Consider the following 17,898-nt stretch of genomic DNA (forward strand, 5'->3'; position numbering starts at 1 on the left):
CGGCGAGGTCGCCGCCATGGTGGCGGTGCAGTCGGCGCTGGCCGACCGGCCCGGCGCGCTGGCGACGGCCCGCGCGCTGTCCTACTTCGGGGAACACAGCCTGGGCTGGCTGGCCCTGGCCGCGCTGGGCGCCCTGGCGCGGCCGCGCCGCCGGCGCGACTGGCTGCTGGCCGCGGCCGGCACGCTGGCCGCGCACGCCGCCGCGGTGCTGATCAAGCGGGTGGTGCGCAGGCAGCGCCCGCACCACCCGGCGGTGGCGGTCAACGTCGGCACCCCGAGCCGGCTGAGCTTCCCGTCGGCGCACGCCACCTCCACCACCGCCGCGGCGATCCTGCTGGGCCGCGCCAGCGGGCTGCGGCTGCCGGCGGTGCTGGTCCCGCCGATGGCGCTCTCGCGGATACTGCTGGGAGTGCACTACCCCAGCGACGTGGCGGCCGGGGTCGTCGTCGGCGCCGCCGTCGCGTCCGCCGCGGCCCGGCTGGACGCCCGAGCAGAAGGAACGAGCGCAGGTCCATGAGCAAGATCGACGAGGCGCCGGCGACCGGCGGACCCCCGAGCAACCTGGCCGTCGGCGTGATCAAGGCGGTCCGGCCCCGCCAGTGGGTCAAGAACGTCCTGGTGGTGGCCGCACCGCTGGCGGCGCTGGGCCGCCTCGACGTCGACTACCGCGCGGTGGCGATCAAGGTGCTGGTCGCCTTCGTGGTGTTCTGCCTGGCGGCCTCGGCGATCTACCTGGTCAACGATGCGCGGGACGTCGAGGCCGACCGCGCCCACCCCACCAAACGGTTCCGGCCGATCGCCGCCGGCGTGGTCCCCGAATGGCTGGCCTACAGCCTGGCGGCGCTGCTCGGCGCCGCCTCGCTGGGCATCGCGGCGACGGTGACCCCCAACCTGGCGTTGGTGATGGCGGTCTATCTGGCCATGCAGCTGGCGTACTGCTTCGGGCTCAAACACCAGGCCGTCATCGACATCTCCATCGTCTCTTCGGCCTACCTGCTGCGCGCCATCGCCGGTGGGGTGGCCGCCGAGATCCCGCTGTCGCAGTGGTTCCTGCTGGTGATGGCGTTCGGGTCGCTGTTCATGGTGGCCGGCAAGCGCTACGCCGAGCTGCAGCTGGCCGAGCGCACCGGCGCCAAGATCCGGAAATCGCTGGAGAGCTACACCAGCACCTACCTGCGGTTCGTCTGGACGCTGTCGGCCACGGCGATGGTGGTGTGCTACTCGCTGTTCGCGTTCGAACGCGACCACGGCTCCGGCTCCTGGTACGCCATCTCGATCATCCCGATCACCATCGGGCTGCTGCGCTACGCGGTCGACGTCGACGGCGGGTTGGCCGGCGAGCCCGAGGACATCCTGCGCCGCGACCGCGTGCTGCAGCTGCTGGCCCTGGCCTGGCTCGGATCCGTCGGTGTCGCCGTTGCCTGCGGTTAGCGTCCGGCCGACGGAGCGGCCGGCGAACCGGTCGCCGGCCTGGCCGGTCTACCCCTACGACGCCACGGTGCGCGCCAGCCTGTGGATCAGCGTCATCGTGGTCACCGCGCTGTTCGGCTGGGGTGCCTGGCAGCGCCGGTGGATCTCCGACGACGGGCTGATCGTGCTGCGCACCGTGCGCAACCTGCTGGCCGGCAACGGCCCGGTCTTCAACGCCGGCGAGCGCATCGAGGCCAACACCTCCACCGCCTGGACCTACCTGGTCTACCTGGGCAGCTGGGTGGGCGGACCGGTGCGGCTGGAGTACGTGGTGCTCGCGCTGGCGTTTTCGCTGAGCCTGCTGGGCATGGCGCTGGCGATGCTGGGCACCGCCCGCCTGTACGCGCCCGGGCTGCGCGGCCAGCGCGCGCTGATGCTGCCCGCCGGGGCGCTGGTCTACCTCGCGCTGCCCCCGGCCCGGGACTTCGCCACCTCCGGGCTGGAGTGCGGACTGACGCTGGCCTACCTCGGTCTGCTGTGGTGGATGATGGTCTGCTGGGCGCAGGCCCCGCGCTCCGGGCCGCCGAGCCGACTGTTCACCGCCGCACTGGCTTTCGTGGCCGGCTGCAGTGTCCTGGTCCGCCCGGAGCTGGCCCTGATGGGCGGGCTGGCGCTGGTGATGATGCTGGTGGCCGCCGGCGGCTGGCGGGCCCGCACCCTGATCCTGGTCGCCGGTGGCCTGCTGCCCGTCGGCTACCAGATCTTCCGGATGGGCTACTACGGACTGGTGGTGCCCGGCACCGCGCTGGCCAAGGACGCCGCCGGCGACAAATGGCAGCAGGGCTGGCGATACCTGGCCAACTTCACCGGCCCGTATGCCCTGTGGATCCCGGCGCTGCTGCTGGTCGCCCTGGTGCCGGTGCTGCTGATCACCCGCGGCAACCCGTGGTGGCTGCAGCCCCCGGCCGCGACCTCCCGGCGCGGACTGGCCCGGGCGGTGCAGAGCCCCGCGGCGGTGGTGGCGTTCATGGTCATCAGCGGCCTGCTGCAGGCCGCCTACTGGACCCGCCAGGGCGGCGACTTCATGCACGCGCGGGTGCTGCTGGCCCCGGTGTTCTGCCTCATCACCCCGCTGGCGGTGGTGCCGCTGGTCATCCCCGACGGCAGCCGGATCTCCAAGGAGACCGGCTACTGGCTGGCCGGCGCGGTCGGGTTGCTGTGGCTCGGGCTGGCCGGCTGGTCGCTGTGGGCGGCCAACTCCGCCGGCATGGGCGCCAACGCCACCCGCATCGGCTACGACGGCATCATCGACGAGCGCAAGTTCTACTCCCAGGCCACCGGGCACGCCCACCCGTTGACCGCCGCCGACTACCTCGACTACCCGCGGATGCGGGCGGCGCTGATCGCGCTGAACAACACCCCCGACGGCGCGCTGCTGCTGCCGTCGGGCAACTACGACCAGTGGGACGTGGTGCCGGCCATTCCGCCGCCCCCCGATCAGCAGGAGCCGGGCCGCAAACCGCCGCACACCGTCTTCTTCACCAACCTGGGCATGGTCAGCATGAACGTCGGCCTGCACGTGCGGGTGATCGACCAGATCGGCCTGGCCAACCCGCTGGCCGCGCACACCGACCGCCTCGACCACGCCCGCATCGGCCACGACAAGGACCTCTTCCCGGACTGGGCGGTCGCCGAGGGCCCGTTCCTGAAGCAGCACCCCTACCTGCCGCCCTATCTCGACGAGGGCTGGGTCGAGCAGGCCCAGGCCGCACTCCGGTGCCCGGCGACCGAGGCGGTGCTCGCCTCGGTGCGCGCCCCGATGGGCCCGCGCCGGTTCGTGTCGAACCTGGTGCACGCCTACGAGTTCACCCGCTACCGCATCGACCGGGTGCCGCTGTATGAGTTGATCCGCTGCGGACTCGAGATACCCGAGACCGACCCCGACCCCTACACCGGGCTGCCCGCGACCGGGCCGTGACGCGGTGCGCGGCAGGCGCCGGGCGGGAACCGGACGTGAAACGCGCCACATTTTCTCCGCCGACGGCCGCGCATAACACCAGCAACCGGCCGTACCGGCGTGACCGGCGGCTTCGCGGCGACCGGCGTATTCGGCGGTCGCCGGGGCGGCGGTGTAACGCGCGGGCGGGGCGCGCCGATCATGAAACCGAACAGCGGCAACGGATCCGCGCGATGTGGGGGATGGCCTTTCGGTGTGGTTGACTACACGGGCGCTGCCGGCAGTGCCGGGCAGCATTCCGCCATACCTCCTGCTGGTGGTTGAGAAAGAAGAGGAAAAACAACGGTGAAACTCGTTGAGATGATGCGCGCCGCGACGAAGGAGCTGCCGCGGCGCCTGCTGGTGGCCGCCGCGGGTGCGGTGCTGCTGCCCGGCCTGATCGGCGTCGTGGGCGGCACGGCGACCGCCAGCGCCTTCTCCCGGCCGGGACTGCCGGTGGAGTACCTGGAGGTGCCGTCGGCGGCGATGGGCCGCACCATCAAGGTGCAGTTCCAAAGCGGCGGGGAGAACTCCCCGGCGGTGTACATGCTCGACGGTCTGCGCGCCCAGGACGACTACAGCGGCTGGGACATCAACACCGCGGCGTTCGAGTGGTACTACGACTCGGGCCTGTCGATGATCATGCCGGTGGGCGGCCAGTCCAGCTTCTACTCCGACTGGTACAAGCCGGCCTGCGGCAAAGCGGGTTGCTCCACCTACAAGTGGGAGACCTTCCTGACCAGTGAACTGCCGCAGTGGCTTTCGGCCAACCGCAGCGTCAAGCCGACCGGCGGTGCCGCGGTGGGTCTGTCGATGGCCGGCTCGGCGGCGCTGACGCTGTCGATCTACTACCCGCAGCAGTTCGTCTACGCCAGCTCGATGTCGGGCTTCCTGAACCTCTCCGAGGGCTGGTGGCCGACGCTGGTCAACCTCGCCATGGGGGACGCCGGGGGCTACAAGGCCGCCGACATGTGGGGCCCCAAGAGCGACCCGGCCTGGCAGCGCAACGACCCGATGGTCAACATCCAGAAGCTCGTCGACAACAACACCCGCATCTGGATCTACTGCGGTGACGGCAACCCCAGCGAGGTCGGCGGCGCCAACGTCCCGGCCGAGTTCCTGGAGAAGCTGACCATCCGCACCAACCGGACCTTCCAGGACGAGTACATCGCCCACGGCGGGACCAACGGGGTGTTCAACTTCCCGACCAGCGGCACCCACGACTGGGGCTACTGGGGCCAGCAGCTGCAGGCGATGAAGCCGGACCTGCAGCGGGTGCTGGGCGCCTCCTCCGGCGGCGCGGTCACCGAGACCGGCGCCTCCGACGGCGGCCAGGAGTAACCGACACCACGGCGCGATAGCCGTGAGCGGTTCGTCCGCAACGTGTTCGACGGCGGTGCCCTGCGGGGCGCCGCCGTCGGCCGTATCGGCCCGCCGCGACCGGCCGGTGTGATTCACTACCTTGCGTACCGAGCGTGCGCGGAGCGGAAGAAACGGTCGTCGGAGGTAGCCATGAGAGCGCTGTCGAAACTGCTGCGGGCCGTCAGCGTGGCGGTGCTGGCCACCGGCATGTGGACCGCGACGGCCGGCCCCGCCCACGCCGACGGCGTCGAGCAACTGATGGTGCCCTCCGCGGCCATGGGCCGCGACATCCCGGTCTCGTTCCAGGCCGGCGGGCCGCACGCGGTCTACCTGCTCGACGCGTTCAACGCCGCACCCGATGTGAGCAACTGGGTCACCGCGGGCAACGCGATGGCCACCCTGGCCGGCAAGGGCGTCTCGGTGGTCGCGCCGGCCGGCGGCGCCTTCAGCCTCTACACCAACTGGGAGCAGGACGGCAGCAAGCAGTGGGAGACCTTCCTCTCCGACGAGCTGCCGAACTGGCTGGCCGCCAACAAGGGTCTGGCCCCCGGCGGCCACGCCATCGTGGGCGCCTCCCAGGGCGGCACCGGCGCGATGATGATGGCGGTGTTCCACCCGGACCGGTTCGGCTTCGCCGGCTCGCTCTCCGGGTTCCTCTACCCGTCGTCCACCTGGGAGAACGGCGCCATCACCGCGGGGCTGGCCCAGTTCGGCGGGGTGGACGCCAACGGCATGTGGGGCGCCCCGCAGCTGGGCCGCTGGAAGTGGCACGACCCGTCCGTGCACGCCGGGATGCTGGCCGCCAACAACACCCGGGTCTGGGTGTTCAGCCCCGGAGTGGACGCGCCCGCCGACGTCCCGGCCATGATCGGCGCGGCCGCGGAGGCCTCGGGCAGCGCCCGCCACTTCTACCAGCAGTACCGCAACGCCGGCGGCCGCAACATCCACGTCGACTTCGGCAGCGGGGACCACACCTGGGGGTCGTGGGCGGGCCAGCTGGGCGCCATGTCCGGCGACATCGTCGCCGCCATCGGCTAGCCGCCCGCCTGGCTCCCGCCTCGCTTCCCGCCCGCGTCCGGCTGACCTCCGGTCGGGCGTCCCGCCGGACGTCCGGGCGGCCCCGGCGCCACCCGGCCGGACCGGGGTGGGCCGTGCTCGATGCCGGGCCGGCGCCCGGGGTCGGTACCGTGGAAACGCAACTCGACCGACTCTGGTGAGCAGGAGACGATGGCCAACACCTCGCGGCGCAAACGCCGCCGCATTCTGGGCTTGATCGCCGCCGTCGCGATGGCCGTCGCCGTCGCCCTGGTCATCTGGGTGGTGATCATCGTCATCCGCATGCCCTCGGCGCCGCCGAGCTCCGAGCGACCCGAGGCGGTGCCGACCACCACGACCCCCCGGGCGAAGAAACCCCGCCCGGCCTTCCAGGACGCCAGCTGCCCGGATGTGCAGCTGGTGTCCATCCCGGGCACCTGGGAGTCCTCCCGCACCGACGACCCGCTCAACCCGGGCGAGTTCCCCATCGCGCTGCTACTCAACGTGACCCGCCCGATCGCGGAGAACTTCGACGCCGCGCGGGTGCAGCCCTACACCATCCCCTACACCGCGCAGTTCCATAACCCGCTGAGCAACGACAAGCAGATGTCGTACAACGACAGCCGCGCCGAGGGCACCCGCGCCACGATCAAGGCGCTGACCGACATGAACGAGCGCTGCCCGCTGACCAGCTACGTGATCATCGGCTTCTCCCAGGGCGCGGTGATCGCCGGAGACATCGCCAACATGATCGGCAACGACGAGGGCCCGGTCGACGAGGACCTGGTGCTGGGGGTCACGCTGATCGCCGACGGCCGCCGCGAGGACGGGGTGGGCCGGATGGTCGGGCCCAACCCGCCCGGGCAGGGCGCGGAGATCACGCTCAGCGAGGTGCCGCTGCTGTCCGGGATGGGCCTGTCGATGACCGGGCCGCGACCGGGCGGATTCGGTGCGCTCGGCGACCGCACCAACGAGATCTGCGCGCCGGGCGATTTGATCTGCGCCGCGCCCCGCGAGGCGTTCAGCATCACCAACCTGCCCACCACCCTCGACCAACTTGCCGGGGGCGCCGCCAACCCGGTGCACGCGCTGTACGCGACCACCAAATTCTGGGAGGTCGACGGCAAGCCGGCGACGACCTGGACGCTGGACTGGGCGCATCAGTTGATCGAGAACGCGCCGCATCCGCCGCACGGATGAGCGGCGCCACACCGGAGGCGGGCTGATTTGGCTCACGCCGCCCCGGCCCTTAACATTAAGAAAGAATTAAGAGCGGACGGGCCGTCGGTCCGGTCCCGGTTGTGCGCGTCGGTAGCATGCCAGCATCGCCGGACGGGACGTCCGATCGGTCCGCTGCCCCGCCCAGGTGTCGACAGGAGAGTGGTATGACACAGGCTTCCCATTTGGGATACCGCAACCCGTTCATCAAGGACGGTCAGATCAGGTTTCCCGAACACGGCAGTCTGGTACGCCACGTGGAACGGTGGGCTTCGGTCCGCGGCGACAAGCTCGCCTACCGGTTCCTGGACTACTCCACCGAGCGCGACGGGGTCGCCCGCGACATCTCCTGGGCGGAGTTCGGGGCCCGCAACCGCGCCATCGGCGCCCGCCTGCAGCAGGTCACCAAGCCCGGCGATCGGGTCGCGATCCTGTGCGCCCAGAACCTGGAGTACCTGGTCGCGTTCTTCGGCACCCTGTACTCCGGGCGCATCGCGGTGCCGCTGTTCGACCCGGCCGAGCCCGGCCACGTCGGCCGGCTGCACGCGGTGCTCGACGACTGCGAGCCGGCCGCGATCCTGACCACCAGCGACTCCGCCGAAGGCGTCCGCAAGTTCTTCCGCAGCCGCCCGGCCAAGGAGCGGCCCCGCGTCATCGCCGTCGACGCGGTCCCCGACGAGGTGGCCTCCACCTGGGAGCTGATGCCCGCCAGCGAGGACACCATCGCCTACCTGCAGTACACCTCCGGGTCCACCCGCACCCCCACCGGCGTGCAGATCACCCACCTGAACCTGCCCACCAACGTGGTGCAGGTGATGCACGCGCTGGAGGGCCGCGAAGGCGACCGCGGCGTCACCTGGCTGCCGTTCTTCCACGACATGGGCCTGATCACCGTCATGCTCTCCCCGGTGATCGGCCACCACGTGACGTTCATGACCCCGGCCGCGTTCGTGCGCCGGCCCGGCCGCTGGATCCGGGAGTTGGCCCGCAAACCCGACGACGAGGGCATGGCCTACTCGGTGGCCCCGAACTTCGCGTTCGAGCACGCCGCCGCCCGCGGCCTCCCGCGCGACGGCGAGCCGCCGCTGGATCTGAGCAACGTCAAGGCCATCCTCAACGGCTCCGAGCCGGTCTCGGCGGCCTCGCTGCGCAAGTTCAACGAGGCGTTCGGCCCGTACGGCTTCCAGGAGAAGGCGATCAAGCCCTCCTACGGGCTGGCCGAGGCGACCCTGTTCGTCTCCACCACCCCGATGCAGGAGGCGCCGAAGATCATCCACGTCGACCGGGACACGTTGAACAACAACAGCTTCCTCGAGGTCGACCCGGAGTCGGACAACGCGGTCGCGCAGGCCTCGGCCGGCAAGATCGGAATCGACGAGTGGGCGGTCATCGTCGACGCCGACACCGCCACCGAACTGCCCGACGGCCAGATCGGCGAGATCTGGCTGCACGGCAAGAACATGGGCTCGGGCTACTGGAACAAGGAGAAGGAGACCGAGGAAACCTTCCGCAACCTGCTCAAGTCCCGCATCGAGGAGTCCCACGCCGCCGGCGCCCCCGAGGACGGCATGTGGGTGCGCACCGGTGACTACGGCACCTACTACGACGGCGACCTCTACATCACCGGCCGGGTCAAGGACCTGGTGATCATCGACGGGCGCAACCACTACCCGCAGGACCTGGAGTACTCCGCGCAGGAGGCCAGCCGCGCCGTGCGGCCCGGCTTCGTGGCGGCCTTCTCGGTGCCGGCCAACCAGCTACCCGCCGCGGTCTTCGACAACCCGCACTCCGGGCTGAAGTACGACGCCGACGACAGCTCCGAGCAGCTGGTGATCGTCGCCGAACGCGGACCGGGCACCCACAAACTCGACCAGCAGCCCATCGCCGACGACATCCGGGCGGCGATCGCGGTACGCCACGGCGTCACCGTGCGCGACGTGCTGCTGGTGCAGGCGGGGTCGGTGCCGCGCACCTCCAGCGGCAAGATCGGCCGGCGGGCCTGCCGCACCGCCTATCTCGACGGCAGCCTGCGCGGCGGCTACGCTTCGCCGAACGCCTTCCCCGACCAATCGGACTGACCCCGCGCGGAATTGCGAACCCCCGCGAGCACTGAGGAGCGGCGCTAGTGACTGAGACACCGGAACCGGGATCACCGGCCCGCACCGACCTGACCGTCGCCGAGATGCGCACCTGGATGCGCAACTGGGTGGCCAACGCCACCGGGCAGTCCCCGGACTCGATCAACGAGACCACCCCGATGGTCGAGCTGGGGCTGTCCTCCCGCGACGCGGTGGCAATGGCCTCCGACATCGAGGACCTCACCGGCGTGACCCTCTCGGCCACGGTGGCGTTCCAGCACCCCACCATCGAGGCGCTGTCCACCCGCATCATCGAGGGTGAACCGGAGCTGCCCGACGACGGCGACGGCGTCGACTGGTCGCGCGACGCCGACGTCGCCGACATCGCCGTGGTGGGCCTGTCCACCCGCTTCCCCGGCGACATGAACAGCCCCAACGAGACGTGGCGGGCGCTGCTGGAAGGCCGCGACGCGATCACCGACCTGCCCGAGGGCCGCTGGTCGGAGTTCCTGTCCGAACCGCGCATCGCCGAACGGGTCGACACCGCCCGCACCCGCGGCGGCTACCTGAGCGACATCAAGGGCTTCGACTCGGAGTTCTTCGCGCTGTCGAAGATGGAAGCCGACAACATCGACCCACAGCAGCGGATGGCGCTGGAGCTGACCTGGGAGGCCCTCGAGCACGCCCGCATCCCGGCGTCGAGCCTGCGCGGCGAATCGGTCGGGGTCTACATCGGGGCGTCGAACTACGACTACAGCTTCCTGGCGATGTCGGACCCGAGCATCGCCCACCCGTACGCCATCACCGGTAACGCGCACTCGATCATCGCCAACCGGGTCAGCTACTTCTACGACTTCCAGGGCCCGTCGATGGCCATCGACACCGCCTGCTCCTCCTCGATGGTCGCCGTCCACGAAGGGGTGCGCGCCCTGCGCAACGGCGACGCCGACGTGGTGGTCGCCGGCGGCGTCAACGCGCTGATCACCCCGCTGATCACGGTCGGCTTCGACGAGGTCGGCGGCGTGCTGGCCCCCGACGGCCGGATCAAATCCTTCTCCGCCGACGCCGACGGCTACGCCCGTTCCGAGGGCGGCGGCATGCTGGTGCTCAAACGCGTCGACGACGCCCGCCGCGACGGCGACCAGATCCTGGCCGTCATCGCCGGCTCGGCGGTCAACCACGACGGCCGGTCCAACGGCCTGCTCGCCCCCAACGCCGAGGCGCAGGCCGCGGTGCTGCGCAAGGCCTACAAGGACGCCGGCATCGACCCGCGCACCGTCGACTACATCGAGGCGCACGGCACCGGCACCATCCTCGGTGACCCGATCGAGGCCGACGGGCTGGGCCGGGTCGTGGGCCGTGGCCGCCCGGCCGAGCGGCCGGCCCTGCTGGGTGCGATCAAATCCAACATCGGGCACCTGGAGTCGGCGGCCGGGGCGGCCAGCCTCGCCAAGATCGTGCTGGCCCTGCACCACGACAAGATCCCGCCGTCGATCAACTACGCCGGCCCCAACCCCTACATCGACTTCGACACCGCCCGGCTGCAGGTCGCCGACACCGTCACCGACTGGCCGCGCTACGGCGGCTACGCCGTCGCCGGGGTGTCCGGGTTCGGCTTCGGCGGCGCCAACGCCCACCTGGTGCTGCGCGAGGTGCTGCCCCGCGACGTCATCGCCAAGGAACCCGAGCCCGAACCGGCCGACACCGCACCGGCGGCCGACGGCGCCGCGGCGGCCGACGAGGCCGGCGGGGTGCGGTTCGACGAGTACGGCGAGTTCGTCCACGACGACGAGCCGCAGACCGCCGCCGCCGAAGACGACGAGTACCCGCTGCCCGGCCTGACCGAGGAGGCGGTGCGGCTCAAGGAGGCCGCGCTGGAGCAGCTGGCGGCCCGCGAGGCGGAGAACCCGACCGCCCCGCTGATCCCGCTGGCCGTGTCGGCGTTCCTCACCTCCCGCAAGAAGGCCGCCGCCGCGGAGCTGGCCGACTGGATCGACAGCGTGGAGGGCCGCGCGTCGTCGCTGGAGTCGATCGGCCGGGCGCTGTCGCGGCGCAACCACGCCCGCTCCCGCGCGGTGGTGCTCGCCCGCGACCACGACGAGGCCATCGCCGGGCTGCGCGCCGTCGCCGAGGGCAAGCAGAAACCCACCGTGTTCTCCGCCGACGGTCCGGTCACCGCCGGGCCGGTGTGGGTGTTCGCCGGGTTCGGCGCCCAGCACCGCAAGATGGGCAAGGAGCTGTACCTGCGCGACCCGATCTTCGCCGAGTGGCTGGAGAAGGTCGACGCGCTGATCCAGGACGAGCGCGGCATCTCGATCCTGGAGATGATCCTCGACGACGCGATCGACTACACCGACGAGACCGTCGAGTTCCCGATCGAAGCCGTGCAGCTGGTCATCTTCGCGATCCAGATCGCGCTGGGTGAGCTGCTGCGCGCCCACGGCGCCGCCCCGACCGCGGTCATCGGCCAGTCCCTCGGCGAGCCGTCGGCGGCCTACTTCGCCGGCGGGCTGTCGCTGCGCGACACCGTCCGCACCATCGTGCCGCGCGCCCGGCTGATGGGCGAGGGCGAAAAGATGCTGTTCGGCGAGTACATCCGGCTGATGGCGCTCGTCGAGTACTCCGCCACCGAGATCACCGAGGTGTTCTCCGACTTCCCGGACCTGGAGGTCTGCGTCTACGCCGCCCCCGGCCAGACCGTCATCGGCGGCCCGCCCGAGCAGGTGGACGCCATCATCGCCCGCGCCGAGGCCGAGGGCCGCTTCGCCCGCAAATTCCAGACCAAGGGCGCCAGCCACACCCAGCAGATGGACCCGCTGCTCGGCGAGTTCACCGCCGAGCTGGCCGGCATCGAACCGCTGCCCACCCGGATCGGCTACTACTCCACGGTGCACGAGGGCACCTTCGTGCGCGCCGGCGGCGAGCCGATCCACGACATCGACTACTGGAAGAAGGGGCTGCGGCACTCGGTCTACTTCACCCAGGGCGTGCGCAACGCCGTCGACAACGGCCACACCACGTTCCTGGAGCTGGCGCCCAACCCGGTCGCGCTGATGCAGGTCGGGTTGACCACCGCCGACGCCGGGCTGCCCGACGCGCAGCTGATCGCCACCCTGGCCCGCAAGGCCGACGAGGTGGACTCGATGACCACCGCGATGGCCCAGCTGTTCGTCCACGGCCACGACCTGGACATGCGCACCCTGTTCTCCCGGGCGCAGACGCTGGCCGACTACGCCAACATCCCGCCGACCCGGTTCAAGCGCAAACAGCACTGGCTGGACGCCAACTTCACCGCCGACGCCTCGGGCATCATGCCCGGCTCGCACGTGGCGCTGCCCGACGGCCGGCACGTCTGGGAGTTCGCGCCGCGCGGCGCCGCCGACCTGGCCGCGCTGGTGAAAGCCGCCGCCACCGCGGTGCTGCCCGACGCCCGGGTGGTCGCCGCCGAACAGCGCGCGCTGCCCGGCGAGGGCGCCCGGCTGGTCACCACCTTGACCCGCCACCCCGGCGGGGCGGCGGTGCAGGTGCACGCCCGCATCGACGAATCGTTCACGCTGGTCTACGACGCGCTGGTCAGCCGCGGCGACGCGCCGGCCGGCGCGGTCGGGTTGCCCGCCGCGGTCGGCGCGGGCAGCGCGGTCACCGCCCCGGCCGGCACCGCCGTCGAGCCCGAACCGGCCGAGCCGGCCGAAGAGGCGGCGATCCTGACCGACAACCTCACCCAGGGCGCCAACCTGGGCGCCGGGTTCGCCAAGTGGTCCCCGGACTCCGGGGAGAGTGTCGCCGACCGGCTGGGCGCGATCGTCGGCGGGGCGATGGGCTACGAGCCCGAGGACCTGCCGTGGGAGGTGCCGCTGATCGAGCTGGGCCTGGACTCGCTGATGGCGGTGCGGATCAAGAACCGGGTCGAGTACGACTTCGACCTGCCGCCGATCCAGCTGACCGCGGTGCGCGACGCGAACCTCTACAACGTCGAGGAGATGATCAAGTACGCCGTCGAGCACCGCGACGAGGTGCAGGCGCTGCACGAGCATCAGCAGACCCAGACGCCCGAGGAGATCGCCGCCGAGCAGGCGCGGCTGCTCTCCGGCGCCACCCCGACCACGGTGGGCGAGGCCCCGGCACCGGATCCGCAGGCCGAACCGGAGACCCAGCCGGAGCAGAACGCCGCCGGCGATGCGCCGGTCCCGCCGCCGCCCACCGATCCGAGCGGGCCGGGCGGCGCGCCGGTCCCGCCACCACCCACCGACCCCAGCGGTCCGGGCGGCGCGCCGGCCAAGTCCGCGGCGGGCGCCGCCGCGACCGACATCCTCAACCAGCAGGCGGTCGCCGAGGCGCTCAACTCCGACGTCCCGCCGCGCGACGCCGCCGAGCGGGTCACCTTCGCGACCTGGGCGATCGTCACCGGCAAGTCGCCGGGCGGCATCTTCAACCCGCTGCCCGAGATCGCCGAGGCCGAGGTGGAGAAGATCGCCCAGCGGCTCTCCGAGCGCGCCGAGGGCACCATCACCGCCGCCGACGTGCAGTCGGCCGAGACCATCGAGGCCCTGGCCACCACGGTCCGGGAGTTCCTCGAGGCCGGCGAGCTCGACGGGTTCGTCCGGACCCTGCGGGCCAAACCCGAAGGCACCAGCCGGGTTCCGGTGTTCGTGTTCCACGCCGCCGGCGGGTCCACCGTGGTCTACGAGCCGCTGCTGGCCCGGCTGCCCGCCGACACCCCGATGTACGGGCTCGAGCGGGTGGAGGGCTCCATCGAGGAACGCGCCGCCGCCTACGTGCCCAAGCTGCGCGAGATGGGCGGTGACGGGCCGTTCATCCTCGCCGGCTGGTCACTCGGTGGCGCGCTGGCCTACGCCTGCGCGATCGGGCTGAAGGAGCAGGGCTGCGACGTGCAGTTCGTCGGGCTGATCGACGCGGTCATGCCCGGCGAGCCGATCGAGCAGACCAAAGAGGCGACCCGGGCGCGCTGGGACCGCTACGCGAAGTTCGCCGAGCGGACCTTCAACGTGCAGATCCCGGAAATCCCCTACGAGCAGCTGGAAGAGCTCGACGACGCCGGGCAGGTCGCCTTCGTGCTGGACGCCGTCAAGGAGAGCGGGGTGCAGATCCCCGGCGGCATCATCGAGCACCAGCGCACCTCCTACCTGGACCAGCGGACCATCGACACCGCCGAGTACCGGCCCTACGACGGCCACGTCACGCTGTACATGGCCGACCGCTACCACGACGACGCGATCACCTTCGAGCCCGCGTACGCTACTCGGGCGCCCGACGGCGGCTGGGGGCAGTACGTCTCCGACCTGGAGGTGGTGCCGGTCGGCGGTGAACACATCCAGGTCATCGACGAGCCCTACATCGCCAAGATCGGTGCCCACATGAGCCAGGCCATCAACCGCATCCAAGCCGAGAGCGAGGGCACATGACCGACACTTCTCTCCCGCAGCCCAAGACCACCGCCGAGCAGCTCGCCGAGCTGCGCGAGAAGCTGGCCGAGGCCAACGAACCCGGCGGCGAGAAGGCCGTCGCCAAGCGGGAGAAGAAGGGGATCCCCAGCGCGCGGGCCCGCATCCACGCGCTGCTGGACCCGGGCTCCTTCCTCGAGGTCGGTGCGCTGGCCAAGACGCCGGGGGACCCCAACGCCCTCTACGGCGACGGCGTGGTCACCGGGCACGGTCGCATCGACGGCCGCCCGGTCGCGGTGTTCTCCCACGACCAGACCGTCTTCCAGGGCTCGGTCGGGGAGATGTTCGGCCGCAAGGTCGCCAAGCTGATGGAGTGGGTGGCGATGGTCGGCTGCCCGATCATCGGCATCAACGACTCCGCCGGGGCCCGCATCCAGGACGCGGTCACCTCGCTGGCCTGGTACGCCGAGCTGGGGCGCCGCCACGAGATGCTGCGCGGCCTGGTCCCGGAGATCTCGATCATCTTGGGCAAATGCGCTGGGGGAGCGGTGTATTCGCCGATCCAGACCGACCTGCTGGTCGCGGTGCGCGACCAGGGCTACATGTTCATCACCGGCCCGGACGTGATCAAGGACGTCACCGGCGAGGACGTCACTTTCGACGAGCTCGGCGGCGCCGACGTGCAGGCCCAGCGCGGCAACATCCACAAGGTGGTCGAGGACGAGGCCGCAGCCTTCCAGTACGTGCGCGACTACCTGTCGTTCCTGCCGTCCAACGGCTTCGACGACCCGCCGATCGTCAACCCCGGCCTGGAGCCGGAGATCACCCCGCACGACCTCGAGCTGGACTCGATCGTGCCGGACTCGGACAACACCGCCTACGACATGCACGAGATCCTGCTGCGCATCTTCGACGACGGCGACGTCTTCGAGATCGCCGAGCAGCGCGGCCCGGCGATGATCACCGCGTTCGCGCGGGTCGACGGCCGGCCGGTCGGGGTGATCGCCAACCAGCCGATGTTCATGTCCGGGGCGGTCGACACCGACGCGTCGGACAAGGCGGCCAGCTTCATCCGGTTCTGCGACTCCTACAACCTGCCGCTGGTGTTCGTGGTCGACACCCCCGGCGCCATGCCCGGGGTGTCGGAGGAGCAGAACGGGATCATCAAGCGGGGTGGCCGGTTCTTCAACGCGATCGTGGAGGCCGACGTCCCGAAGGTGACGATCATCATCCGCAAGGCCTACGGCGGCGGGTACGCGGTGATGGGCTCCAAGCAGCTCTCCGCGGACCTGAACTTCGCCTGGCCGACCGCGCGGATCGCGGTGATCGGCGCCGACGGCGCCGCCCAGCTGCTGGTGAAGCGGTTCCCGGACCCGACCGCGCCCGAGGTGCAGAAGATCAAGGCGGACTTCATAGCCGGCTACAACGAGAACATGGCGATCCCGTGGACGGCGGCTGAGCGCGGCTACATCGACGGCGTCATCCAGCCGCACGAGACCCGGCTGCTGCTGCGCAAGTCGCTGCGGCTGCTGCGCGACAAGCAGAAGTACGACCGGGTGCAGCGCAAGCACGGCCTGCTGCCGATCTAGCGGCCCACGCGCGTATAGCCGAGGTTTCCGCGGCACCCCCCGGCACCGCGGTCACGGAACCGTAAGTGTCGTATAACGCTTTAGCAACACCAGCCTCAGGCGCCTCAGAGCTACTATCGTATCCCCCGGCGATCCCATACCGGGCGCGCCGTCGAGGCTCGAATTCGCCGGGGGCCGAACGTGTTTCCCGGCTCCACCGAGATCGCCCGCAGAGTCCCCGGCGGCGGGCGAGAGGATGCGATGAGCCTGCTGTCAGTATCGCGGCCCGACCGGCCAACCGATGCGACAGCCACCCGCCCCGACCCGACGCTGCGCCGCGCCATCCTCGCCTCGGCCATCGGCAACGCCACCGAGTGGTACGACTACGGCGTCTACGCGCTGGTCGCCACCTACCTGACCGGCGCCTTCTTCCCGGGCAGCCTGGGCAACGTCGGCACCATGCTCGGCTTCGCGGTGTCGTTCGTGCTGCGTCCGCTCGGTGGGCTGGTGTGGGGCCCGATCGGGGACCGGTTCGGCCGCAAATCGGTGCTCACCGCCACCATCCTGCTCATCGCGGTGGCCACCACCGCCATCGGCGTGCTGCCCAGTTACGCCACCGCCGGCTGGTGGGCCCCGGCGCTGCTCATCGCGCTGCGGGTGGTGCAGGGCTTCTCCACCGGCGGTGAATACGGCGGGGCCGCCACCTTCATGGCCGAGTACTCCCCGGATCACCAGCGCGGCCGCTACGGCAGTTTCCTGGAGTTCGGCGCGATGGCCGGCTTCGTGTTCGGCGGGGCGGTCGTGCTGGCCCTGGAGGCGCTGCTCTCCCACGAGCAGATGGCCGCCTGGGGCTGGCGGGTGCCGTTCCTGATCGCGCTGCCGCTCGGGGTGGTCGGCCTGGTGTTGCGGGCCAGCATGGCCGAGACGCCGGTGTTCCGCGAGTGCGCGGCCGTCGAGGCCATCACCGGTTCGGCGTGGGGCCGGCTGAAGGACCTGCTGACCAACTACACCCGGCCGCTGGCGGTGATGTTCGCCCTGGTGGTCGCACTCAACCTCATCGACTACACGCTGATCACCTACCAGCCGACCTACCTGCAGGCCACCATGGGGCTCGGCGAGCGCAACCGCACCACCGTGGTGCTGCTCGGTGAGCTGGCGATGATGGTGTGCATCCCGCTGGCCGGCGCCTGGTCCGACCGGGTCGGCCGCAAACCGCTGTGGCGGGGCGCCCTGCTGGCGCTGGGTGCGCTGGCGGTGCCGATGTACTGGCTGATGGGCTGCGGATTCTGGTGGGCGCTGCTGGGTTTCACCGTGCTGTGCGTGCTGTTCGCGGTGCCGTCGGCCACCGTCGCGGCGACCTTCCCGGCGATGTTTCCCACCCAGGTGCGCTACGCCGGTTTCGCGCTCGCCTACAACGCCGCGGTGACCCTGTTCGGCGGGACCGCCCCGGTGGTCGCCGACACCGTGATCACCACCACCGGCTGGACCCTGTTCCCGGCGGCCTACCTGGTCCTGGGCGCGGTGGTGGGGCTGGCCGCGCTGCGGTTCCTGCCCGAGACCGCCGGGTGCTCACTGCGCGGCACCGACATCCCCGGGGTGCCCAGCCCGCTGGAGCGCGAACTGTCCGAATCGTTGGCGACCCGGCCGATCGCCCGGCCCGCCGACGTCACCGCCGCCCTGCCCACCCGGCCGCTGCGCGACCTGGTCGCCGCGCACGCCGGCGCCGGGGCCGGACCGGGTTTCACCGACCTTGGACCCGGGTTCGACGACCTCTGGGCCGTACTCGACGACGACACCGGCGCCGCGCCGCGCGTCGACCTCTCCGCCTG

The 17,898-nt window shown here is 71.2% G+C and carries 9 protein-coding genes and 1 pseudogene; all 10 read left to right on the forward strand.

Annotation, left to right across the window (positions count from 1 at the left end; genetic code table 11):
• Positions 1-16 precede the first annotated feature (16 nt).
• Positions 17-517 (forward strand): phosphatase PAP2 family protein, encoded by a 501-nt coding sequence (locus A5643_RS04880; RefSeq protein WP_082948734.1) that lies wholly within the window; start codon positions 17-19, stop codon positions 515-517.
• Positions 514-1,431, forward strand: coding sequence for a decaprenyl-phosphate phosphoribosyltransferase (locus A5643_RS04885; RefSeq protein WP_066852520.1), 918 nt, complete (start codon positions 514-516; stop codon positions 1,429-1,431). The genes A5643_RS04880 and A5643_RS04885 overlap by 4 nt, the downstream gene beginning before the upstream one ends.
• A complete protein-coding gene (gene aftB, locus A5643_RS04890; protein WP_286143634.1) occupies positions 1,418-3,388 on the forward strand; it encodes a terminal beta-(1->2)-arabinofuranosyltransferase in 1,971 nt (656 codons plus the stop codon). Before A5643_RS04885 ends, aftB begins: the two co-directional genes overlap by 14 nt.
• A 324-nt stretch (positions 3,389-3,712) precedes the next feature.
• Entirely contained in the window at positions 3,713-4,747 is a 1,035-nt protein-coding gene (locus A5643_RS04895; RefSeq protein WP_502686206.1) for an esterase family protein, read from the forward strand.
• Between the two features lie 171 nt (positions 4,748-4,918).
• On the forward strand, positions 4,919-5,806 hold the full coding sequence (locus A5643_RS04900; RefSeq protein WP_066852522.1) for an alpha/beta hydrolase-fold protein: 888 nt from the start codon (positions 4,919-4,921) through the stop codon (positions 5,804-5,806).
• Positions 5,807-5,995: 189 nt separating this feature from the next.
• On the forward strand, positions 5,996-7,003 hold the full coding sequence (gene culp6 / locus A5643_RS04905; protein WP_066852525.1) for a carboxylesterase Culp6: 1,008 nt from the start codon (positions 5,996-5,998) through the stop codon (positions 7,001-7,003).
• Between the two features lie 203 nt (positions 7,004-7,206).
• A complete protein-coding gene (gene fadD32, locus A5643_RS04910; protein WP_066852527.1) occupies positions 7,207-9,099 on the forward strand; it encodes a long-chain-fatty-acid--AMP ligase FadD32 in 1,893 nt (630 codons plus the stop codon).
• Between the two features lie 104 nt (positions 9,100-9,203).
• Complete coding sequence (gene pks13 / locus A5643_RS04915) at positions 9,204-14,522, forward strand: polyketide synthase Pks13 (RefSeq protein WP_082948735.1); 5,319 nt, start codon at positions 9,204-9,206, stop codon at positions 14,520-14,522.
• Positions 14,519-16,090 carry an acyl-CoA carboxylase subunit beta gene (locus A5643_RS04920; RefSeq protein WP_066852532.1) on the forward strand — a complete coding sequence of 524 codons (1,572 nt, stop codon included), beginning with the start codon at positions 14,519-14,521 and terminating at the stop codon, positions 16,088-16,090. The genes pks13 and A5643_RS04920 overlap by 4 nt, the downstream gene beginning before the upstream one ends.
• Positions 16,091-16,330: 240 nt before the next feature.
• Positions 16,331-17,662, forward strand: a pseudogene (locus A5643_RS04925) (MFS transporter); the annotation flags it as partial.
• Positions 17,663-17,898 lie beyond the last annotated feature (236 nt).

Source organism: Mycobacterium sp. 1274756.6 (assembly GCF_001668625.1).
In the GTDB taxonomy this organism is placed as follows: Bacteria; Actinomycetota; Actinomycetes; order Mycobacteriales; family Mycobacteriaceae; genus Mycobacterium.

Excerpts from the sequence above, each read along its gene's own strand:
- A5643_RS04920 (WP_066852532.1), top strand. The coding sequence starts at position 14,519 with ATGACCGACACTTCTCTCCCGCAGCCCAAGACCACCGCCGAGCAGCTC.
- A5643_RS04885 (WP_066852520.1), top strand. The coding sequence starts at position 514 with ATGAGCAAGATCGACGAGGCGCCGGCGACCGGCGGACCCCCGAGCAAC.
- culp6 (WP_066852525.1), top strand. The coding sequence starts at position 5,996 with ATGGCCAACACCTCGCGGCGCAAACGCCGCCGCATTCTGGGCTTGATC.
- A5643_RS04880 (WP_082948734.1), top strand. The coding sequence starts at position 17 with ATGGTGGCGGTGCAGTCGGCGCTGGCCGACCGGCCCGGCGCGCTGGCG.
- pks13 (WP_082948735.1), top strand. The coding sequence starts at position 9,204 with ATGCGCACCTGGATGCGCAACTGGGTGGCCAACGCCACCGGGCAGTCC.
- A5643_RS04900 (WP_066852522.1), top strand. The coding sequence starts at position 4,919 with ATGAGAGCGCTGTCGAAACTGCTGCGGGCCGTCAGCGTGGCGGTGCTG.